Origin of the sequence: Kribbella sindirgiensis, assembly GCF_004331435.1 — a bacterium.
Taxonomy (GTDB): domain Bacteria; phylum Actinomycetota; class Actinomycetes; order Propionibacteriales; family Kribbellaceae; genus Kribbella; species Kribbella sindirgiensis.
The window spans coordinates 175965-197071 of the sequence record NZ_SJKA01000010.1 but is presented as its reverse complement, the minus strand read 5'-3'; the positions used below and the strand labels follow the sequence as shown (position 1 = coordinate 197071).

Annotated in this window: 16 protein-coding genes; 6 read left to right on the top strand and 10 right to left on the bottom strand. The window is 69.0% G+C overall.

Annotated elements, in window-relative coordinates:
* Positions 1 to 46: 46 nt before the first annotated feature.
* A complete protein-coding gene (locus E0H50_RS27160; RefSeq protein ID WP_131293349.1) occupies positions 47 to 934 on the top strand; it encodes a nitrilase-related carbon-nitrogen hydrolase in 888 nt (295 codons plus the stop codon).
* A 2-nt stretch (positions 935 to 936) separates the two neighbouring features.
* On the opposite strand, the gene uvrB is transcribed toward E0H50_RS27160, so the two are convergent.
* The 6 genes from uvrB to coaE all read right to left on the bottom strand — a co-directional run bounded on the left by uvrB (position 937) and on the right by coaE (position 7926).
* Positions 937 to 3054, bottom strand: a complete 2118-nt coding sequence (gene uvrB, locus E0H50_RS27155; RefSeq protein WP_131293348.1) for an excinuclease ABC subunit UvrB — start codon at positions 3052 to 3054, stop codon at positions 937 to 939.
* Between the two features lie 46 nt (positions 3055 to 3100).
* Entirely contained in the window at positions 3101 to 3958 is an 858-nt protein-coding gene (locus E0H50_RS27150) for a hypothetical protein (RefSeq protein ID WP_131293347.1), read from the bottom strand.
* Positions 3959 to 3989: 31 nt separating this feature from the next.
* Positions 3990 to 4904, bottom strand: coding sequence for a hypothetical protein (locus E0H50_RS27145; RefSeq protein ID WP_131293346.1), 915 nt, complete (start codon positions 4902 to 4904; stop codon positions 3990 to 3992).
* The gene (locus tag E0H50_RS44260; protein ID WP_131293345.1) at positions 4901 to 5965 is read right to left on the bottom strand and encodes a hypothetical protein; all 1065 of its coding nucleotides are present in this window, start codon (positions 5963 to 5965) and stop codon (positions 4901 to 4903) included. Before E0H50_RS44260 ends, E0H50_RS27145 begins: the two co-directional genes overlap by 4 nt.
* A complete protein-coding gene (locus E0H50_RS27135; protein WP_238151240.1) occupies positions 5962 to 7098 on the bottom strand; it encodes a PrsW family glutamic-type intramembrane protease in 1137 nt (378 codons plus the stop codon). Before E0H50_RS27135 ends, E0H50_RS44260 begins: the two co-directional genes overlap by 4 nt.
* A gap of 201 nt (positions 7099 to 7299) precedes the next feature.
* A complete protein-coding gene (gene coaE, locus E0H50_RS27130) occupies positions 7300 to 7926 on the bottom strand; it encodes a dephospho-CoA kinase (RefSeq protein ID WP_238151261.1) in 627 nt (208 codons plus the stop codon).
* 89 nt (positions 7927 to 8015) lie between these two features.
* Here coaE and E0H50_RS27125 point away from each other — a divergent pair, with 89 nt between their 5' ends.
* Positions 8016 to 10775, top strand: coding sequence for an AfsR/SARP family transcriptional regulator (locus tag E0H50_RS27125; RefSeq protein ID WP_131293343.1), 2760 nt, complete (start codon positions 8016 to 8018; stop codon positions 10773 to 10775).
* A 62-nt stretch (positions 10776 to 10837) separates the two neighbouring features.
* Here the strand turns inward: E0H50_RS27125 and rpsA are convergent, their stop codons facing one another.
* Together rpsA and E0H50_RS27115 are read right to left on the bottom strand one after the other, a co-directional pair.
* Entirely contained in the window at positions 10838 to 12316 is a 1479-nt protein-coding gene (gene rpsA, locus E0H50_RS27120) for a 30S ribosomal protein S1 (RefSeq protein WP_131293342.1), read from the bottom strand.
* A gap of 251 nt (positions 12317 to 12567) precedes the next feature.
* Entirely contained in the window at positions 12568 to 13440 is an 873-nt protein-coding gene (locus tag E0H50_RS27115; protein ID WP_131293341.1) for a phosphotransferase family protein, read from the bottom strand.
* A gap of 106 nt (positions 13441 to 13546) precedes the next feature.
* Between E0H50_RS27115 and E0H50_RS27110 the strand changes: the two genes are divergently transcribed.
* From E0H50_RS27110 to E0H50_RS27100, 3 genes are read left to right on the top strand one after another with little or no spacing between them, the layout of a single operon-like run.
* Positions 13547 to 14299 (top strand): MerR family transcriptional regulator, encoded by a 753-nt coding sequence (locus E0H50_RS27110; protein WP_131293340.1) that lies wholly within the window; start codon positions 13547 to 13549, stop codon positions 14297 to 14299.
* Positions 14300 to 14347: 48 nt separating this feature from the next.
* Positions 14348 to 15157 (top strand): class I SAM-dependent methyltransferase, encoded by an 810-nt coding sequence (locus tag E0H50_RS27105; protein ID WP_131293339.1) that lies wholly within the window; start codon positions 14348 to 14350, stop codon positions 15155 to 15157.
* Positions 15154 to 16191 carry an acyltransferase family protein gene (locus E0H50_RS27100; RefSeq protein ID WP_131293338.1) on the top strand — a complete coding sequence of 346 codons (1038 nt, stop codon included), beginning with the start codon at positions 15154 to 15156 and terminating at the stop codon, positions 16189 to 16191. Before E0H50_RS27105 ends, E0H50_RS27100 begins: the two co-directional genes overlap by 4 nt.
* Here the strand turns inward: E0H50_RS27100 and E0H50_RS27095 are convergent.
* Positions 16098 to 18773 carry an alpha-(1->3)-arabinofuranosyltransferase domain-containing protein gene (locus E0H50_RS27095; RefSeq protein ID WP_165547316.1) on the bottom strand — a complete coding sequence of 892 codons (2676 nt, stop codon included), beginning with the start codon at positions 18771 to 18773 and terminating at the stop codon, positions 16098 to 16100. The genes E0H50_RS27100 and E0H50_RS27095 overlap by 94 nt on opposite strands.
* 90 nt (positions 18774 to 18863) lie before the next feature.
* Between E0H50_RS27095 and E0H50_RS27090 the strand changes: the two genes are divergently transcribed.
* Positions 18864 to 20135, top strand: coding sequence for a lipopolysaccharide biosynthesis protein (locus E0H50_RS27090; RefSeq protein WP_131293336.1), 1272 nt, complete (start codon positions 18864 to 18866; stop codon positions 20133 to 20135).
* On the opposite strand, the gene E0H50_RS27085 is transcribed toward E0H50_RS27090, so the two are convergent.
* The gene (locus E0H50_RS27085) at positions 20121 to 21107 is read right to left on the bottom strand and encodes an ABC transporter permease (protein ID WP_131293335.1); all 987 of its coding nucleotides are present in this window, start codon (positions 21105 to 21107) and stop codon (positions 20121 to 20123) included. The two genes, E0H50_RS27090 and E0H50_RS27085, sit on opposite strands and share 15 nt — an antisense overlap.

Below are 21107 nucleotides of genomic sequence, written 5' to 3'. Positions count from 1 at the left end.
TCAGCTCCAGCACCTCGTCGTCCGGGACAGAACTACGCTGCTCGGCATGGGTTCTGTTGTGGTGGCTGCTGTGCAGGTTGGGGCTGAGCTGTTCGACACGGCCGCGACCGTCGTGAAGGCGGAGCGGTGGATTCGGGAGGCCGCGGCGGGTGGGGCGCGGCTGGTGGTGCTGCCGGAGGCGTTGCTCGGTGGCTATCCGAAGGGGTACGACTTCGGGATCACCGTAGGATCGCGGTCACCGGAAGGCCGCGAGCTGTTCCGCCGGTACCGGGAGGCCGCCGTCGAGCTGGACGGGCCGGAGATCACGCGGCTGGCCGAGCTCGCGGCGGAGCTCGACGTCCACCTCGTCGCCGGCGTGATCGAACGGGACGGCGGGACGCTGTACTGCACCGCGGTGTTCGTCGACCCGCGCGACGGGCTGGTCGCCCACCACCGCAAACTGATGCCGACCGCGGCCGAACGGTACCTGTGGGGCCAGGGCGACGGCTCGACGATGCCCGCGGTCCGGACGGACCTCGGGGTGCTGGGCGCCGCGATCTGCTGGGAGAACTACATGCCGCTGTTCCGGCAGTCCATGTACGCCAAGGGCGTGCAGATCTGGTGCGCGCCGACCGTCGACGACCGGGAGCAGTGGCAGGCGACGATGCGGCACATCGCGCTCGAAGGCCGCTGCTTCGTGATCAGCGCGAACCAATACCTGGCCCAAGGCGACACGGTGCTGATCAATGGCGGCAGCACGATCGTCTCCCCGCTGGGCGAGATCCTCGCCGGACCGTTGCGCGCCGGCGAGGGCGTCCTGCTCGCGGAGCTCGACCTCGCCGAGCTCGATCGCGGGTACTTCGACTTCGACTCGGTCGGTCATTACGCCCGGCCGGACATCTTCACCCTGACCGTGGACGAGTCGCCCCACGAGACCGTCGTACGCCGGAGCTGAGGCTACTTCGCGCCCGCGTTGGTCATCTGGCGGAGTTCCTTCTTCAGTTCGGAGATCTCGTCGCGGTAGCGGGCGGCGACCTCGAACTGGAGCTCGGCGGCGGCGTTGTGCATCTGGTCGGTGAGCTGCTGGATCAGGTCGGCCAGGTCGGACGACGGGAGGCCGCCGGCCAGTTCCTTGGCCTTCTCGCCGGCCTTGTCACCAGCACGGCCCTTGCCCCCGCCCGGGACCGGTGCCTTGCCGCGCGACTGGGTGCGGCCGGAGCCGAGCAGCTCGGCGGTGTCGGCGTCCTCGCGGGCCAGCATGTCGGTGATGTCGGCGATCTTCTTCCGCAGCGGCTGCGGGTCGACCCCGTTCGCCTCGTTGTAGGCGATCTGTTTCGCGCGGCGGCGGTTGGTCTCGTCGATCGCCTGCTCCATCGACGGGGTGATCTTGTCGGCGTACATGAACACCTGGCCGGACACGTTCCGCGCGGCGCGGCCGATGGTCTGGATCAGCGACCGGCCCGACCGCAGGAAGCCTTCCTTGTCGGCGTCCAGAATCGCGACCAGCGACACCTCGGGCAGGTCCAGGCCCTCACGGAGCAGGTTGATGCCGACGAGAACGTCGTACTCCCCCATCCGGAGCTCGCGGAGCAGCTCGACCCGGCGGAGCGTGTCGACCTCGCTGTGCAGGTACCTGGTCCGGATCCCCATCTCGAGCAGGTAGTCGGTCAGGTCCTCGGACATCTTCTTGGTGAGCGTCGTGACCAGGACCCGCTCGTCGCGCTCGACCCGGAGCCGGATCTCGTGGATCAGGTCGTCGATCTGGCCCTTGGTCGGCTTCACGATCACCTCGGGGTCGACCAGACCGGTCGGCCGGATGAGCTGCTCGACGTACCCGTCGGACTTGTCCTGCTCGTACTGCCCCGGGGTCGCGGACAGGTACACCGTCTGGCCGATCCGCTCCAGGAACTCCTCCCAGCGCAGCGGCCGGTTGTCCATCGCCGAGGGCAGCCGGAACCCGTGCTCGACCAGGGTCCGCTTCCGGGACATGTCCCCCTCGTACATCCCGCCGATCTGCGGGACGGTCACGTGCGACTCGTCGATGACCAGCACGAAGTCCTCGGGGAAGTAGTCCAGCAGGCAGTGCGGCGCCGTACCGGCCTCGCGGCCGTCGGTGTGCCGGGAGTAGTTCTCGATCCCGGAGCAGGTCCCGATCTGCCGCATCATCTCGATGTCGTACGTCGTCCGCATCCGCAGCCGCTGCGCCTCCAGCAACTGCCCGCCGCGCTCGAGCTCGGCCAGCCGCTCCTCCAGCTCGGCCTCGATCGACGTGATCGCACGCTCCATCCGCTCCGGAGCGGTCACGTAGTGCGTGGCCGCGCCGATGTAGACCTCGTCCTCCTCGCTGAGCACCTCGCCGGTCAGCGGGTGCAGCGTCATCACACGCTCGATCTCGTCGCCGAAGAACTCCACCCGGACGGCGAGCTCCTGGTACACCGGGAAGACCTCGAGCGTGTCGCCGCGAACCCGGAAGGTGCCGCGGGTCCCGGCCAGGTCGTTGCGCGCGTACTGCACGCCGACGAGCTTCCGGAGCAGCCCGTCGCGGTCCATCTCGGTGCCGACCTTCACGTGGATCATGCGGTTCAGGTACTCGTCGGCAGAGCCCAGGCCGTAGATGCAGGAGACGGTCGCGACCACGATCACGTCGCGGCGGGTGAGCAGCGACCAGGTCGCCGAGTGCCGCAGCCGCTCGACCTCCTCGTTGATCGAGGAGTCCTTCTCGATATAGGTGTCCGTCTGCGGGACGTACGCCTCGGGCTGGTAGTAGTCGTAGTACGACACGAAGTACTCGACGGCGTTGTGCGGGAAGAACTGCCGCAGCTCGTTCGCGAACTGGGCGGCGAGCGTCTTGTTCGGCTGCAGGATCAGCATCGGGCGCTGCACCCGCTCGGCCAGCCAGGCGACGGTCGCGGTCTTACCCGTACCGGTCGCGCCCAGCAGTACGACGTCCTGCTCGCCGGCGTTGATGCGCCGTTCCAGGTCCGCGATCGCGGCCGGCTGGTCACCCGCCGGCTCGAAGTCCGATGTCACCTTCAGCGGGGCGACCATACGCTGGAGATCCGAGACCTGTCTCATGCCCTCCACCGTACGGCCGCCCGCCGACAGTTTCTAAAACCGCAGGTCAGAAGCTTTTCACGACGCTGTTGTTCATGTAGATCAGCTCGTTCACGCGGCGCGCGTAGACGCGGGTCTCGAGGGCCGCGTCGGTCGCCGTAGTGCGGTCGAACTGGTCCTGGTAGGCGGTGACGAAGCCCTGCATCGCGACCTTCTTGCCGTTCTTCGCGACCCAGGCGCCGGTGTAGGACACCGCGTAGCAGGCCTTGATGTTCGGGTTCGCCGGCTTGCAGGTGGTGCCCTTGCCGATCCGGACGCCCTCCATGCCGTTCGACTCGACGTCGACCAGGTGCTCGGCGAAGCCCTTCGCGTCGTACAGCTCGGTCTGACGGACCCAGTAGTACCCGTCGATCAGCCCGCGGGCGTTGAACTGCTGCAGGATGTAGTTCTTCCCGCTCCGGGACTTGTCCCAGTCCGGCAGCCAGCCCTTGGACGGCGTGAACCAGATACCCCAGCCGACCTCGACGCCGACGTCGTTCGGCCCCTTGGAGTCGTTCGGGGTTGGTGTCGGCGACGGCGTGTACATCGTGCGGCCGATGCCCGGTGTCTGCTCCGTGGCGGTCGGCGTGTCCTCGTCCTTGCCGTTCACCAGCAGCACGACGCCGACCGCGACCAGCAGCACCGCGACGACCGCGCCGGCCATGATGATCCACGGCGTCCGGTTCGGCTTCGGCGGACGGCTCAGCCGTCCCGGCCCCGGGCCCCAGCCGCCGGCGCCACCACCGCCGAAGCCGCCCTGCTGCGCGGGCGGTCCCTGCGGTCCTTGCTGACCCTGCTGGCCCTGCTGGCCCTGCTGCCCGGTGCCCCAGCCGCCGGGAGCGGGTGCCGGCGGCGGGCCCGGCGGTGGACCGTACTGCTGACTCATAACTGTTCCTCGCAGGTGTTCTGGGGATCCGTCACAGACTGTCGATCACGGACTTCTTCATGGTCGCGGCGTCCGCCTCGGCCTTCGGGGCGAAGTCGACCCGGGTCCGGAAGTCCAGCGCGGTGACCACGTTGTCCTTGCGCCGGTACGCCTCGACGAAGCCCTTGACCTTGACGTCCTCGCCGTTCACCTTCGCCGTCGAGGTGTAGTCGATCGCGACGCACTCCACCAAGACGTCCTTCGGGCACGGCAGGTTCCGTACGTTGCCGAGCTGCGCGACCTCGTTCTCGATCTCGCCCTCGACGATCCCGAGCAGGTAGGCGTTCGCGGTCACGTTCTGCTTCTGCCGGACCCAGAAGAACGTCCTCGCCTCGGCGTTCGGGGCCGGTGTCACACCCGGCGGGTAGACAGCGACCTGCTTGCCGCTCTTCTCCCAGGTGACCGTGGCCCACCCCTGGGCCGGGACGAGGGTGACGCCGAACCCGACAGCGAGCGCGTTCGGCGGCGGCTGGTACGACGAGACCGGCGCGGTCGGCGTACTGGCCGGCGGACTCGGCGACTGGCCCTGCTCGGCCTTCTTGTCACCGCCGGACAGCGCCACGAGCACGACCGCGACCAGCGCGACCACGAGCAGGCCGGCGCCGATCGGGATCAGCAACGGCGGGACCGAGAACCGCTTCTTCTCCGGCGGCGGGCGCCGCAGCGACGGCGGACCGACCTTGTCGCCCCACGCCGACGACGTCTGCGTCGACGGGCCGGCGCCCGGGCCAGGTCCAGGACCCGGCCCGGGCGTGCCGCTGTCACCCCAGGGGGACGGTGGCGTCACCTCGAGGTTCCACGGCGACGGCGGGAGCTGTTCCTCCCGCTCGTCGGTCTCGTCCGGGTCCGGTCCGGTCTTGTTGACCCAAGGATTGCCGCCGGTCCCCTTGTCGCGCTTTCCGCTCACTGACTCTGCAGCACCGACTTCAGCATGGCCGTGGTGTCCGGATCGAGCGTCGAGAGCTTGTCCTTGCGTCCGTACGCCCTGGCGACGGTGAACACGCCGTCCTCCCGCTCCACCACGGCGACGAACCCGACGACCGCGAGGCTGCCGCTCTGGCTGCTCTGCATGCCGGAGTACGACTGGGTGAGCAGGACCTTGACCGGGGTCTTGTCGTCCGGCCCTGGGGTCGTCGTCTTGACCTGGCCGGTCTTGACCGAGGACAGGCTCTTGGTGTCGGTCTTGAGGACCTGCGGCAGCAGTGCCGCCGCGCTGGTACCGGACACCTTCGCGGCCTGGACCATGAAGACGCCCTCGCCCTGCTTGACCAGAACGACGCCCTTGAACCCGTCGACGCTCTTGCGGATGTACCCCGTCTGCGGCTTCACGTAGACGCCCTCGGCGACCTCGATGCCCTCGTCGCCGCCGTTCGGCTCCGTGGTCGGCTCGTTGGTCGGCGAGGTGGTGGGCTCTCCCGTGGGCTCTTCGGTCGGCTCCGTGGTCGGCGAGTCGGTGGGCTCAGCCGTGGGTTCCTCGGTCGGCTGCGAGGTCGGCGCAGACGTCGGCGTCGGGGTCGGGTCGGCCTGCTCGTCGTCGCCACCCCTGAAGACCAGGGCGAGGACGACACCGATGATCGCCACGACCGCGAACGCACCGCCGGCGATCAGCAGGGTCTTGCTGCTGCCACCACCGCCACTACGCGGCGGCTGGTTCCACTGCTGGCCGCCGTACTGAGGCTGCTGCCCGGGGAAGCCCTGCTGCTGGCCGGGGTACCCCTGCTGCTGACCCGGGTAGCCCTGCTGCGGTTGCTGCTGTGGGTACGGCGCCTGCTGGCCGTACCCAGGCTGCTGCGGCTGCTGCCCGTAACCAGGCTGCTGACCCGGCTGCTGGCCGTAACCGGGCTGCTGGCCCGGCTGGCCCGGCTGCTGGCCATGGCCCGGCTGCTGACCCGGCTGACCGCCGTACGGCGGCTGTCCGCCTTGACCGCCCTGGCCCTGACCGCCGTACGGCGGCTGCTGGTTGCTCATGCCTGCGTCTCCCCAGTCGTCGCTTCGTACCCACTGGCACCCGTGGCCGCTGTCACTCCGCGGGCGGACTTCGGTACGGATCGCACCGAGTTACCGCAGGCCGAGCAGAAGTCGGAGTGCGGCAGCAGCGGCATCTCACAACGCGAGCAGAACGCCAGATCGCCGGACGCGTGGTTGGAACCGCCCCGGGCCGCCGACTCCAGCGCAGCCTCCAGGAGGCCCTTGTGGAGCACGGTCCGGACCCGGATGATCAGCGCGCCGAGCAGCAACAGACCCCAGACGACACCGAGGATCGCGCCGATCGTCGAGCCGCGGCCGCCGACGAAGCCGAGCAGGTAGATCCCCCCCTGGAACAGCGCGTTCACCACCATCGCCTGCAGCAGGGCGCCGACCCAGCGCGGCGTGAAACCGTCGTACTTCTCGCCGAGGCCGGAGAACTCCGCACCCGCGAGACCGGTCGCCGAGCCGTACACCAGCGGCTTGATGAAGCCGTGCAGCACGACGATCGAGATCCAGGTCCCGGCACTGCTGCCCGGACCGGCGAAGCCGCCGCTGATCCAGCCCCAGTGCAGCACCAGCGTCTCGAAGCACGCGTAGCCGACACCGGCCACCACACCGAACGTGAAGCCGTCCATGAGGTCGTCGTACCGGGGCCGCGAGGCGAGGTAGAGCGGGCCGATCTGCCGGATCAGCTCCGACACGACCGGCACCAGCAGCAGCACGATCAGCAGGTCCCGCAGCGACGGTCCGGAGCGGTCCTCGCCGATCGTGGCGATCGACAGCCCGATCTTGTCCGACCAGATCCAGGTGAAGACCGCCGCGAGCACGCCGGTCAGCACGAAGGCCGCGGCGACCACCGGGATCGGCTCGTCCTCCCAGAGGTTCACGTCGTACAAGTAGATGATGTAGACGATCGGGATCGCGAAGGCGGCGATCATGATCGCCACCGGCAGCGCGCCGAGCGCGGCCGTCACCACGGTCAGCAGCAGGGCGATGCCGAGCGCGACCTTGTAGGTGTACGGCTGCTTGCCGGACCCCTGCGGCATGATGGTCGAGACCAGCTTGAACGAGGCCACGGCCTCGTCCGGCCTGGCGGCGTACGCGTTCTTCCGCTCGGAGTCCCCGGTGCGCATGTCGTTGCCACAGTGATGGCAAAAGTGCGACACCTCGGGGACGTCAGAGCTGCAGCGCGGGCAAACCACGCCATCCTCCCAACGTCGGACGTCCGGACCGGCGCGGGGGTGCGCCGACCGTGTCCGGCCCTGTACAGGCGGGCCGAACCGGGACAGATTCTCGTACAGGCGGTCCCGGATGCATCATTTCCCGCGCAAGGGTCACCTTTTCGTGTCCGGACCGTGGCCTTGGCGGTCTTTGAGTGTGGCCCACACCTCGTCCACTCGGCGATCCAGGTCGGCCAGGCTGCCCGCGTTGCCGACCACAACATCCGCTACCGCGAGCCGCTCGTCCCGGGACGCCTGGCTCGCGATCCGCCGTTTCGCTTCCTCGTCAGGCATTCCGCGCTGTGTCGTCAGCCGCTCGACCTGGACGTCGACCGGTACGTCGACCACCAGTACCAGGTCGAACTTGTCCGCCTGACCGGTCTCGACCAGCAGCGGGATGTCGTGCACCACGATCGCGTCCGCCGCCGCGCCGGCCTCGATCTCGGCCGCCCGCGCCCGGACCCGGGGGTGGATGATCGCCTCCAGCTTCTTCCGGGCGGTCTCGTCGCCGAACACGATCTTCCCGAGCGCCGGCCGGTCCAGCTCACCGTCGGCGGTCAGTACGCCGGGGCCGAACGCCGCGACCACCTCGGCGAGACCGTCGGTCCCCCGCGCGACCACCTCCCGCGCGAGTACGTCGGAGTCGATCACGACGGCGCCCCGCGCGGCCAGTCGCGACGACACCGCACTCTTCCCCGCACCGATCCCGCCGGTCAGTCCCACTCTCAGGCCCACTCTCAGCACCGTCGCAGCCTACCGACCCTGTTCGGGCGGCGGTTGAGCCGTCCGGGCCGGACAATCGAAGGAGCAGGCTACCGAGGGGGCACGGCGTGGAGATCCGGCTGCTGGGACCGGTTGAGGTGATTCGTGACGGCGAGCCCGTCGCGCGCCTGACCGGGCGGCCCCGGACCCTGCTGGCGGTGCTCGCGCTCGCGGCGCCGGAGCCGGTCACCGTGGACGCCATCGGCCGCCGGGTCTGGGGCGCCGATCCACCGGCGAACCTGCGCCCGAGCGTGCAGTCGCTGGTGTTCCGGCTGCGTCGGCTGCTCGGCTCGGAGGCAACCATCGAGTGCATCGGCAGCAGTTATGCGCTGCGAATCGCCCCCGGACAAGTGGATGCGTCCCGGTTCGGACAGCTGACCGAGGCTGCCGGCCGCTTGGACGACCCCGGCGAGCAGCGGGACCGGCTCACGGCAGCTCTCGCGCTGTGGCGCGGCGAGCCGTTCGGTGGGGTCGACTCGGAATGGCTCCACCAACTCCAGGCGCCTCGGCTGACCGAGACGTACCTGTCTGCCATCGAGCGGCGGCTCGACCTCGATCTCGCCGCAGGGAAACACGAGCAGGCGTTGCCGGAGCTACGGGAGCTTGCAGCGGCCTATCCGCTCCGGGAGTCCCTCTGGCTGCGGCTGCTGACCGTGCTCGCCAAGTGCGGCCGTCCGGCGGATGCGTTGACGCAGTACGAAGAACTGCGTCAACGGCTCGCTGACGAGCTAGGGACCGATCCTGATGAGCAACTGCGGGCCCTGCACGCTCAGCTGCTGGCGGCGACACAGTCCCGGCCGCTGGCACCTGCGCGGACCCCGATGACGCCTCGCCAGCTCCCGCCGGCTCCAGGGGGCTTCACGGGCCGGGCGGCGACCCTGGCTGAACTCGACCGTCTGAGCTCAGCTCCGCGGGCGTCTGGCGCTCCGGCGATCATCGCCGTGCACGGCCCAGGCGGAGTGGGTAAGACCGCGCTGGCTCTGCACTGGGCGCACCAGGCAGCGGACCGGTTCCCGGACGGCCAGCTGTACCTGAACCTGCAGGGCTACGGGCCCGACCGGCCATTGGACCCGGACACCGCGCTGGATCTGCTGCTGCGCGGTCTGGGCCTGTCCGGTGCTCAGATCCCGGACGGCCGGCAGACACGGGCAGCCCTCCTACGGAGCGTCCTGGCCGGACGCGAGGTGCTCGTCGTACTGGACAACGCCCGGGACGCCGACCAGGTGCGGCCACTGATCCCAGGGTCGTCCGGTCTGGTGCTGGTGACCAGCCGCAGTCAGCTCAGGTCGCTCGCAGCCCGGGAAGGTGCGCACCGCGTGCCGCTGGAGCCGTTCAGTGCGGACGACGCGGCGGCGTACCTCACGCGGATCCTCGCCGCCCACGACGTCAGCCACGACACGGCGGAGCTGGCCGAGCTCACGCGACTGTGCGGCAACCTGCCGTTGGCACTGGCGATCGCCGCGGAGCGCCTGACCCGGGAGCCGGCAGGGAGCGTACGGGCGCTGTCCGCCGAGCTCGAGCAGCATCCGGACCGGCTGGCGCTGCTGGACGTCGGTGAGGACGCCGACGGCGCGCTAAGGGCAGTCTTCGGCTGGTCGTACGACGTACTCGACGCGCAACCGGCCCGCGTTTTTCGCCTACTCGGACTGCTCCCGGGTCCAGACACGAGTCTGGAGGCAGTCAGCGCGCTGCTCGCCGTACCGCCTGAGGAGACGCGCCGGTCGCTCGGTCAGCTCGTCGGCGCGCATCTGCTCGAGCAGCCCGGAGACAGGTACCAGCTGCACGATCTGCTGGCTGAGTACTCGGTCCGGCTCGTGCAGGAGCTCGAGGACGCGGCGGAGAGCGATGCCGCGCAGACACGGTTGCTGGACTGGTACGCGCACTCGGCGCTGAACGGCAAGGTCGCACTGGAGAAGTCGGAACCGCTCCTGGACTTCGGTCGGCCGGCGGCGGGTGTCGAGCCGATGGTCTTCGACACTGCTCGGCAGGCCGTTGAGTGGTTCACCGACGAGCGGCAAGGGCTGGTCGCCGCGGTGCGCACCGCGGTCGAGCAGGGGCACGACCGGGCGGCGTACCGGCTCGCGCATGCGCTCTGGCCGTACCTCATGTACCTGCGCGCTCTCGACGACCTGTTCGAGATCCAGTGCCTGGCGCTCGACGCTGCTCGCCGTACGGGCGACGGCGATGCCGAGGCGGTGACGGCCCATGCTGTCGGTCGCGCGTACCTGTTCCGGTCCGATCTGGACCGGGCGTGCAAGCACCTGGACGAGGCGCTCCGGTTGTTCGAGTTGCTCGGCAACGACCACGGCCGGGGGTCGGCATTGACCGACCTGGGCCGGCTGTACCGCCGTTGGGGTGACACCGACGCGTCCGTTCGCCATCACCGTGCGGCGATCGAGGTTCTCGAGCCGTTGAACGACCCAGCCGGTGTCGCGCGCAACCACGCGAACGTCGCCGAGACCTTCCTCCTCGCCGGCCGCTACCTGGAAGCCGTCGAGGCAGCACGCGAGTCGGTCGAGCTCAACCGGGTCGCAGGCGAGCGACGCGCCGAGGCCTTCGCTCTCAACACTCTGGCCACCGCATTGATCGGGAGCCGCGATCACGACGCCGTCCGGATCGCGACGGAAGCGCTCGAGCTCAGCCGGGATCTCGGCGACCGCTGGTCGGAGGTCTGCGCACTGACCCACCTGGGCGAGGCCTTGGACCTTCGCGACGACGCTGCGGGCGCTCGCCGGCACTGGCAACTCGCCCTCGACGTCCTCGACGAGACCGGAATGCCCGGCTCGGACACGCTGAACCGCGCGACGCTGACCGAACTGCTCGCCTGAACGCACGAGACCCCCGCACCGGAGTGCGGGGGTCTCGGTTACTGCTACCTACCGGGTCAGGATCAGCCCTGGCCGGTCAGCTTCTCGCGGAGCGCCTGCAGTGCCTCGTCGGAAGCGAGCGCACCCTCGACGGGAGCGTCGTCCTTCGGGGCAGCCGCGGAGGAGTACGTCGACGCCTCGCCGGCCTCGACGTCCGCCGTCTTGGCGTCCTCGATCTGCTTCTTGTGAGCCTCCCAGCGCGTGTGGGCCTCGGCGTACTGCCGCTCCCACTCCTCGCGCTGAGCGTCGAAGCCCTCGAGCCACTCGCCCGTCTCCGGGTCGAAGCCCTCCGGGTAGATGTAGTTGCCCTGGTCGTCGTACGTCGCCGTCATGCCGTAGAGCGTCGGGTCGAAGTCGTCCGAGACCGGGTCCACACCCTCGTTGGCCTGCTTGAGCGACAGCGAGATCCGGCGCCGCTCCAGGTCGATGTCGATGATCTTGACCATGACGTCGTCGTTGACCTGGACGACCTGCTCCGGGATCTCGACGTGCCGCTCGGCCAGCTCGGAGATGTGCACCAGACCCTCGATGCCCTCCTCCACGCGGACGAACGCACCGAACGGAACCAGCTTGGTGACCTTGCCGGGCACGATCTGGCCCATCTGGTGGGTCCGGGCGAACTGCTGCCACGGGTCTTCCTGGGTCGCCTTCAGCGACAGCGAGACGCGCTCGCGGTCCATGTCGACGTCCAGCACCTCGACGGTGACCTCCTGGCCGACCTCGACGACCTCGGTCGGGTGGTCGATGTGCTTCCAGGACAGCTCCGAGACGTGCACCAGACCGTCGACGCCGCCGAGGTCCACGAACGCACCGAAGTTGACGATCGAGGAGACGACACCCTTGCGGATCTGGCCCTTCTGCAGCTGGGTGAGGAAGTTCATCCGCACCTCGGACTGCGTCTGCTCCAGCCACGCCCGGCGGGACAGGACCACGTTGTTGCGGTTCTTGTCCAGCTCGATGATCTTGGCCTCGATCTCCTGGCCGACGTACGGCTGGAGGTCGCGGACCCGGCGCATCTCGACGAGCGAGGCCGGCAGGAAGCCACGGAGGCCGATGTCCAGGATGAGACCACCCTTGACGACCTCGATGACGGTGCCGGTGACGACGCCGTCCTCTTCCTTGATCTTCTCGATCGTGCCCCACGCCTTCTCGTACTGAGCGCGCTTCTTGGACAGGATCAGGCGGCCTTCCTTGTCCTCCTTCTGGAGAACCAGGGCCTCGACGTGATCGCCGACGTTGACGACCTCGTTCGGGTCGACGTCGTGCTTGATCGACAGCTCGCGGGACGGAATCACGCCTTCGGTCTTGTAACCGATGTCGAGCAGGACCTCGTCCCGGTCGACCTTGACGATGGTGCCCTCGACGATGTCGCCGTCGTTGAAGTACTTGATGGTCTGATCGATCGCCGCGAGGAAGTCTTCCTCCGACCCGATGTCATTGACCGCTACCTGCGGGGTGTTGCGCACTGCGGGGTCGAGGGGAGCCTCGATGCTGGCCGTCATGTGGTGGGTTGCTCCGTGGACTGGTGGTGTTGTGCGGTCGCGTCATGAACCGTTGGATCGCACCAAACCGCGGGATTGCCAGAAGACGACAGATTCACCACCGAGCTGCTGCGAGTCACGAGCCTGCTCCGTCCGAGGTCGCGCGGGCCCATAGCGCATCTCACAGAATACCGGTCTTGACTGAGGCAGCACAACCTGGGGCACCCGGCGTCACCGGGCGCCCGCCGAGGTCTCCCGACGTGCCATTGATCTCAATGTACGACGTCCAGTGCCGGACGGCCCCCAGCGAGCGTGCCCGTGTCCGCCATGCGGGAGACCAGGCGGTGCGCGGCCGCCGCGACCTCGTGCTCGGCCGCCCGCTGGGCGAGGTCCAGCAGCGCCCAGAGATCGGCCGCTCGACCCCGGTCCACCAGCCGCTCCCCCAGGCCCATCCCCCGGAGCGCGTCCAGCACCGCCCCGGCCAGGACCTGGTCCTCCGAGAAGCGCAGCAGGTTGCCCAGATCGGCGTACGGCGATCCCACGTGGGAGAACTCCCAGTCGATGAGCCCGGTGATCCGCGCCGTCTCCGGGTCGACCAGCAGGTTCTTCGGGTTGAAGTCGCTGTGCACGAGGCAGAACCGGGACACGCCGTCCGCCAGCAGGTCCTCCGCCTCGTCGATGACGGCGGCGAACCCTTCACCCAGGTCCAGCTTCAGCCCGGCGACGTACTCCGCCAGGTCACCCGAACCGAACGGCTCGACCGTCAGCTCCCCGTCCCGGAACATGCCGGCCTTCAGGAACGGCATCCCGCTCAGCCGCGCCAGCAACTCCCCCAGTTGCGTCCCGACCCGATGCCGCTGCTCGTCCGCCGCCGACTCGAGGAAGATCTCCAGGTTGATCCCGGGCAACCGCTCGGTCAGCAGGTACGGCGGGTCGTCGTAGGAGCCGTCGCGCTTGAGATCCAGCACCCGCGGCACCGGCAGCAGTCCGCGCACCAGCTCGAGCAGCGCGGCGTCGACAGCGGCCCGCTCCGGGTCCCGCGCGTAGAACTTGATCACCGCGTCCTCGTCGCCGGCGCTCACCGCGAAGGTCTGCCCGCCGTACCCGCCGGTCAGCGGGACGGCACTGGCCGCGAAATCACTCATGGCCAGATCCTGCCGCATCCCGTCGACTAATCGGCTTGAAGTTGACGTAGCGGCAACATCTAGCGTCGGGGACGTCGCCGAAAGGACGACGGAAAGGAGCAGTTCGATGGCGTGGTCGATCGCGCAGGTGGCCCGGTCCTCCGGTGTCACGTCACGCACGCTCCGGCACTACCACTCCATCGGTCTGCTGGTGCCGGCCCGGGTCGCGCCCAACGGCCGGCGGTACTACGAGCAGGAGCAGCTGTTGCGGTTGCAGCAGATCCTCCTGCTCCGGGACCTCGGGCTGAGTCTGGACGTGGTGGGCGAGGTGATCGCGCACCGGGACGAGCAGGACGCGATCAAGGTGCTCGCCAAGCACAAGGAGTGGCTGGTCAAGGAGCAGCTGCGCCTGGGCCGGCTGGTGCAGACCGTCGACGCGACCATCGACAACCTGAAGAGAGGAGGAGAGATGTCACCGGAGAAGGTCTTCGAAGGATTCGAGCGCAACCCGTACGAGGCCGAGGCGCGTGAGCGCTGGGGCGACGAAGCAGTGGACGCCAGCTACCAACGGATGCGCGGCTGGACCGAGGCGGACGCCGAGAAGGCCCGGACCGGCTATGTGCGGGTCCACGAAGGGCTGGCCGCACTGAAAGCGGAAGGGGTCGCAGTGACCGAGCTGAGTGTGCAGGAGCTGATCCAGCTGCACTACGAGGTCACCTGTCTGTTCTGGACGCCGACACGTGAGGCGTACAAGGGACTCGGGCAGATGTACGTCGACGACGAGCGGTTCCGGCAGAACATCGGCAGCGGCGACGACGCACTGGTCGAGTACCTGCGCGACGCCATGACCGTCTACGCCGACACCAAGCTGGACGGCTGACCCAGGACCTCGGAGGCTGCAGACTCCGGGGTCCCCTAGTCTTGGCCGGTGGTTGAACCGCGGAGGGTTGAGCTGACGGAAGCTCAGACGTCACGTGCGAGCCGTACGTATTGGGACTCGGCCGCTGCGGAGTACCTGGCTGAGCACGGTGACTTCCTTGGAGACGACCGGTTCATCTGGTGTCCGGAGGGTGTCGACGAGGAGGCGGCCCAGCTGCTCGGGCCGGTGCGCGGCAAGCGGATCCTCGAGGTCGGCTGCGGTGCGGCCCAGTGCTCGCGCTGGCTCGCCGGGCAGGGCGCGGACGTGGTTGCCTTCGACATCTCGATCGAGCAGCTCCGGATCGCTCACGAGCTCGACGTACGCACCGGCACGGCGGTCCGCACAGTGGCCGCTGACGCCGTCGCACTCCCCTACCGCGACAGCACCTTCGATATCGCCTGCTCGGCCTTCGGAGCGCTCCCGTTCGTGGCCGACGCCGGTACGTCGTTCCGCGAGATCGCGCGCACCCTGAGGCCCGGGGGTCTGCTGGTGTTCTCAGTGACGCACCCGTTCCGCTGGACGATGCCCGACGACCCGTCGGCCGCCGGGCTGCGGATCACCCACTCCTACTTCGACCGGACGCCGTACGTCGAGGTCGACGCGTCCGGTACGCCGGTCTACGCCGAGCACCACCGCACGACCGGGGACTGGATCCGGGAGCTGACCGGCGCCGGGTTCGTCGTCGACGACCTGCTCGAACCGGAATGGCCGGCCGGGCACCAGCTCGTCTGGGGCGGCTGGGGACCCGAGCGCGGTCCTCTCGTCCCCGGAACCGCCATCTGGACCGCCCACAAAGGCCACAAAGGACAGCCCGCATGACCCGATTCCCCGCGGTGGACGGACTGCGAGTGATTGCCGCACTCGCCGTCGTGGTGTCACAGGTCGGCCTGCACGCGCAGGCGCCGTTCGCCGGGGTTGTGTCCCGGCTGGACGTCGGCTGGGCGATCTTCTGCGCGGTGTCCGGATTCCTGCTCTACCGGCCGCACGTCCTGGCGTGGTTCTCCGGGACCCTGCCGCCGCTCACCCTCCCGTACCTGCGCAACCGTGCACTGCGCATTCTCCCGGCGCTGCTGGTCGTCGTCGTGCTGTCGATCGTCCTCATCCCGGACCCGGCGACCACCTACCTCCGCTGGGCAGTCCTGACGCCCCTCCCGTTCTACTTGCTCCTGCCCGGTCTGGGGCGGTTGCTGACCGGGTACGAGCGTCCTACTCGCCGGAGTGTCCGATGGCGGCTCCTGGTTCTGGTCGCGTTGACCGCACTCGGACCGGTGTGGATGGCCGCGGTCATGGCAACCGGTCACCCGGGTGCGGGGCTCTGGCTGCCCGGGTACCTCGGCTGGTTCGCCGTGGGCATGGGTATGGCGCTCTGGCAGGTCGCCCGCGCCACAGGTCGGCTCGGCCCGTCAACGCTCGACACGCTGACCAGAGTCCCCGGCACGCTGTGGGGAATCGCCGCAGCACTCCTGCTGATCACCGCAACCCCAATCGCCGGTCCGTACGACCACACCACCCCCACTGCGGCGCAGGCCCTCATCAAGAGCCTGCTCTACACAGTGGTCGTCGCCTGCGTGCTCTTCCCGGTCCTGACGCCCACAGCCGGGACAGTCCGCGTACTGGGTGGTCGACCGGCGCAGCTCGCCGCGCAGTTGTCGTACGGCGTCGTGGCGTACCAGTTCGTCGTACTAGGACTCATCGACGGTCCGTTCGCCGTACAACTGCCCGTGACGCTGCTGGCCTCTGTCGTCCTGGCCGCAGTCAGCTACCGCCTGGTCGAACGTCCTGTGCTGAAGAACGCGGCGGTGGCCAAGACCGAGAGCAACGCGACCAGCCCGAGCAGCAGCCCGGCGCGGTAGGTCCTGTCCGGCAGGAAACTTGCCGTGACCACCTGCTCCGGTCCGGCCGGCAGGACCCAGCCCTGCTGCCAGCCGCCGATGCGGATCGGCGTGAGCTTCTGTCCGCTGCCGTCGTACGCTTCCCAGCCCTCGTTGTAGTTCTGCGCGACTGCCAGCACTGACTGCTCGTCCGCACCCGGCACCTCGACTGTCAGCTCGGTCGGGTTCGGACGCCAGACGTCCACGCCCTGCACCGGCGTCACCGACACGTCCCCGAAGCCCGCCTTCGCCAGCGTCGCCTCGATCGGCACCAGCCCGCCGTTCGTCTGCACCTCCACCCGGTGGAGCCCGGACCGCAGCGGGAAGGCCGACATCTGGCCGCACAGGCTGAACGTCACGTGGCGCCGCTGCAGCAGGTCACGCATGGTCGCCGCGACCTGTGTCCGGGCGGGTACGCCGTCGACGCGGACCGTCGGCCCGTTGCCGCAGTACACCGGAGCGCGGCGCTGCGGAGCGACGGCCTTGCGCAGTTCGTCCGCGCCGAGCACCTCGACCTCGGTCACGCCGACCGGACTGGTCCGCGCGTCCTGCAGCGGCTTCGTCGCGGTGAAATCGATCCTGACGGTCTGCGCGTGCCGCGGCGAGAACCGGACATACCCGCCGGCGTCGACCGTCGCGGGCAGCGGCGCGCCGCCGTCGAAGTGCAGCACGACCTCTGCCGGCCGGGACCCGTTCAGGTACGCCTGGAACCGCAGCCCTTTCACGTCCCTTGCTACAGGCAACTTCAGGGTCAGGCTCGGCGTCGGGTCGTCCGGCGCCGCCAGCCAGCCGGTACCGAGATCGCGGTCGACCGCGGCGTCCGGCCGTCCCTCCGGCGCAGCAACGGCCCGCGACGACGCCGTGGCAGCGATCGCTCCCGGCACCGACAGCAGCCGTTCGAGAGCCTCGCCGTCCTGCGGCAAGGCCGTCCCTCGCAGCTGGTACGTCGCGGCCTGCGGGAGCTGCACGCTGCGGGACAGGCCGTTCGGTTCGGCGGAGTCCATCTCCTGGTCCTGGCTGCACAGGGCCCGGGCGCCAACGTGCAGACACGCGGACCGGCCGATCTGCGCGTTCCGCAACACCACTGCGCTCGGCTGCCCATCGGTCGGCTGGCTCTCGGTAGCGATCAGCGGCAGGCCGTCGAGCTTCCCGTTGGCGTCTGCCCGCAGTACCGCAGCGCCCTGGCCACCGAGCGCCGCCACCACGGTCGGTACGTCGTCAGCGGTGCCACCGACCGCCACGAGCCGGGACCGCGGGATCAGCCGCCCCGGTGTGGTCGCTCCGACGTCGTAGATCTCCACGCTCGGGTACGGCAGGACGGACTGTCCGGGCGGTCCGAAGTACGCCACGCGTCCGATGCCCGAGTCGGCGAGGCTTTCGTGGATCGCCAGCGACGGCGTGTCCTCCGGTACGTCGTTGCGCACCACGACGTACCGGACGCCGTCGCGGGTCAGCTCCTGACGCAGTGCCGAGTCACCGACGCCGGAGTCGATACGGCTGCGCATGTCGTTGGTCAGTGCGGCCAGCGGGCGGCTCACCAGAGCGGCGAGCGGTTCACTGGAGCCGGGAAGCACCAGCACGCTGCCAGGCGTGGTCTGTTCGTCCAACCAGTTGGCTGCGTCCTCCCAGTGCTGCGGGATCGCAGCGAACGCCCCGTCCGGTCGGGCGAGCACCACAGGCACGGCAGCAGCCACAGCCAGGCAGGTGACCAGAACCGGTACGACGCGGCGGTGGACGCCTTGTGAGACGGATAGGTTCGTCAGGCGACGCAAGTAGTGCGCCGCAGCGAGTGCGAGCGGCACTCCGACCACCGCGCCGGCGACTGGTACCCACCGCACGCTTTGCGGCGCAACGCCGTACCGGAGCAGCATCAGCAGTGGGACCAGCCACCAGATCGACGCCGCGACGACGAAGCCGAGCCAGGCGGCAGTCAGCTTCAGCCTCGCGCGCGCCACGAGCCAGACGGCCGGTACGACGAGAGTCGCGACGCCGGCGATCGGGTTGGCGCCACCGATCAGCGCGAACGCGACAGCCGACCAGCTGACCCGCCACCAACCGGAGCGGGAACCTGGTGAGACAAGGGGCATCAGCACCCACGGGGCCATGGCCAGCGGCCACACCTCGATCGCGAGCCCACCGAACGCCAGTGGCACTACGGCGTACAGCAGTGCGACGGCGAGCCTTGTCCAAGGCACGCCGTACTGCAGGACGTTGCAGAGCTTCCAGATACCGAGGAACGCGACGCACAGGACCAGCGACCACCACAGCCGCTGCGTGACCCAGTCCGGCACCGACAGCGTGTCCAGCAACCAGTGGAACGGCCCCATTGGAAACAGGTAGCCGTAGGCGTCGCTCTGCAGCTGACCGAACGAAGTGTGCGGATCCCAGAGGTGCAGTGCACGCGACAGGAACCCGCCCGGCCCGGCCGTCAGCTCGAGCCGGCGATCCGGAACGATCTGGCCAGGAGCGCGTTGAAAGCACAGAGCGATGAGAGCAAGGCATCCCAGGACGAGCCGTGCCCGCCAGACGACCTGCTCCGAACTCCCTGCCTTCAGCCTCCTCACCGGCGGGACACTAACGGATCCGGCGGCTCCTCGGCGGCTTCGTTGCCGTACCGTGAGGTCCGGCAAATCTCACACGATCCGAGGCAGCGAATGACGTCTGGCACCACTCCGGCCAGTGCACCGAAGGCCAAGCGCCTGGCGTTCCTCCGGCGGGCCACTGTGGTCGCCGTCGCCATGGCGATCATGAACGTGGCCGCCTACGGCTTCACGCTGATCGGCACGCACCGGCTCGTGCCGGAACAGTTCGGCGCCCTCACGGCGTTGCTGGGCCTGCTGCTGATCGGCAACGTCGCCTCACTCGGCCTGCAGGCAGCCGGCGCCCGTCAACTCGCGACACACTCCGGGGCCGGCGCCCAAGCGCTGGCCGACGCGATGCTGAAGGCGGGCACCCGCGCGGCCCTCGGACTGACCGCGGTCTGCCTGGTACTCACGCCGGTGTTCATGTGGCTGCTGCACATCGATTCGGTGGTCTCGATCCTGCTGCTCGCCCCGACGCTCGGCTGCCTGACGGTGATGGGGTCGCAGCTCGGCGTCCTCCAGGGCAGCAAACGCTGGACCGAACTGGCCGCCGTCTACCTGTCCACCGGTGTCGGCCGCCTCGTCCTGGGCGGCGGCGCGCTGCTCGTGCGTCCGTCCCTCGACGCGGCGATGATCGGTCTCGCGCTCGGCGCCGCCGTACCGGTCGTGATCGGCCGCATCGCGCTCCGCGGATCGACCGGTGCGACCAAGAACCAGATCAAGGAAGTACTGCGGGAGACCGTGCACGGCACGCACACGCTGCTGGCGTTCTTCGCGCTCGCGAACGCCGACGTACTGTTCGCCCGCGCGTTGCTCGACGGCACGGACAGCGGGTACTACGCGGCCGGGGTGATCATCGCGAAAGCCTGCCTGTTCCTCCCGCAGTTCGTCATCGTCCTGGTGTTCCCGACCCTCGCACAGTCGCCGGGTGACACCCTGCGGCTGCGCAAGGCGATCGCGGCCGTCGGAGGGCTCGGTGTGTGCACGATCATCGGCACGCTGATCCTTCCCGATCTCGTCGTCGCGATCATCGGCGGCAAGGAGAAGTACGCGCCCCTCGGCCCCTACACCTGGCTGTTCGCGGTCGCCGGCTCCGCGTACGCCGTACTGCAACTGGTCGTGTACGCCGCTATCGCGCAGCAGGAGAAACGCGCCGCGCTGGGGATCTGGCTCGGGCTCGTGGTCCTCGCGGTGGCCGCCGCGATCATCCTCGGCACCGGGACCGCGACCGGCCTGGACGGCGTGAAGGTGCTGGCCGCGATGACCAGCACCTGCGCGCTCCTGCTGTCGGCCGGCCTGGCGGCAGGACTGCGCCGCCAGGCCACCGAGTCACCACAGGCTTGATTTGGCGAAACGCCTGGCGAACGTGTTGGCCAGCACCAGCAACACCAGCCCGATCACCGATCTGAACAACCCGATCGCGGTCGCGTAGCTGAACTGCGGGACCGCCGACGCCAGGCCGATCTTGTAGACGTATGTATCGATCACCTCGGCGGTGTCCAGGTTCAGGTTGTTCTGCATCAGCAGCACCTTCTCGAACCCGACCGACAGGATCGAGCCGATGTTCAGGATCAGCAGGATCACGGCCACCGGCACGATCGCGGGCAGGTCGATGTGCCACATCCGCCGCAACCGCGACGCCCCGTCCACGATCGCCGCCTCGTGCAGCTCCGGCGGGACACTGGTCAGGGCGGCCAGGTAGATGATCGCGGCGAACCCCATCGTCTGCCACGCCCCCGACCAGACGTAGATGTGCCGGAACATCCCGGCGTCGCCCATGATGTCGACCGGACCGAAGCCGAACAACCCGATGAACTTGTTCGCGACGCCCGTGTTCGGATTGGTGAGTACGACGACCAGACCGACCACGACCACCGTGGAGATGAAGTGCGGCGCGTAGGTGATCAGCTGGGCCGACCGGCTGAACCACTTCTTCCGCACGGTGTTCAGGAAGAGCGCGAGCAGGATCGGCAGCGGGAACGTCGCCACCAGCTCGTAGACGTGCAGATAGATCGTGTTCTTGATCAGCTTCCAGAACTGGTACGACTCCACGAACCGCTCGAAGTACTTCATGCCGGCCCACGGGCTGCCCCAGATCCCGGACACCACGTTGTAGTCCTTGAAGGCGATGATGACGCCGTACATCGGCCAGTAGGCGAAGACCGCCAGCCAGATCAGCGGCAGCGCCAGCATCGCGTACAACTGCCAGTTCCGCCGGATCCGCAACCCGAGGCCGACCCTGGACTTCGCCACCCGAGTGCGCTTGTGGGCCGCCGACCGAACCGACGACCGCGCGTCTGTTTCCGTTGTGGTCAT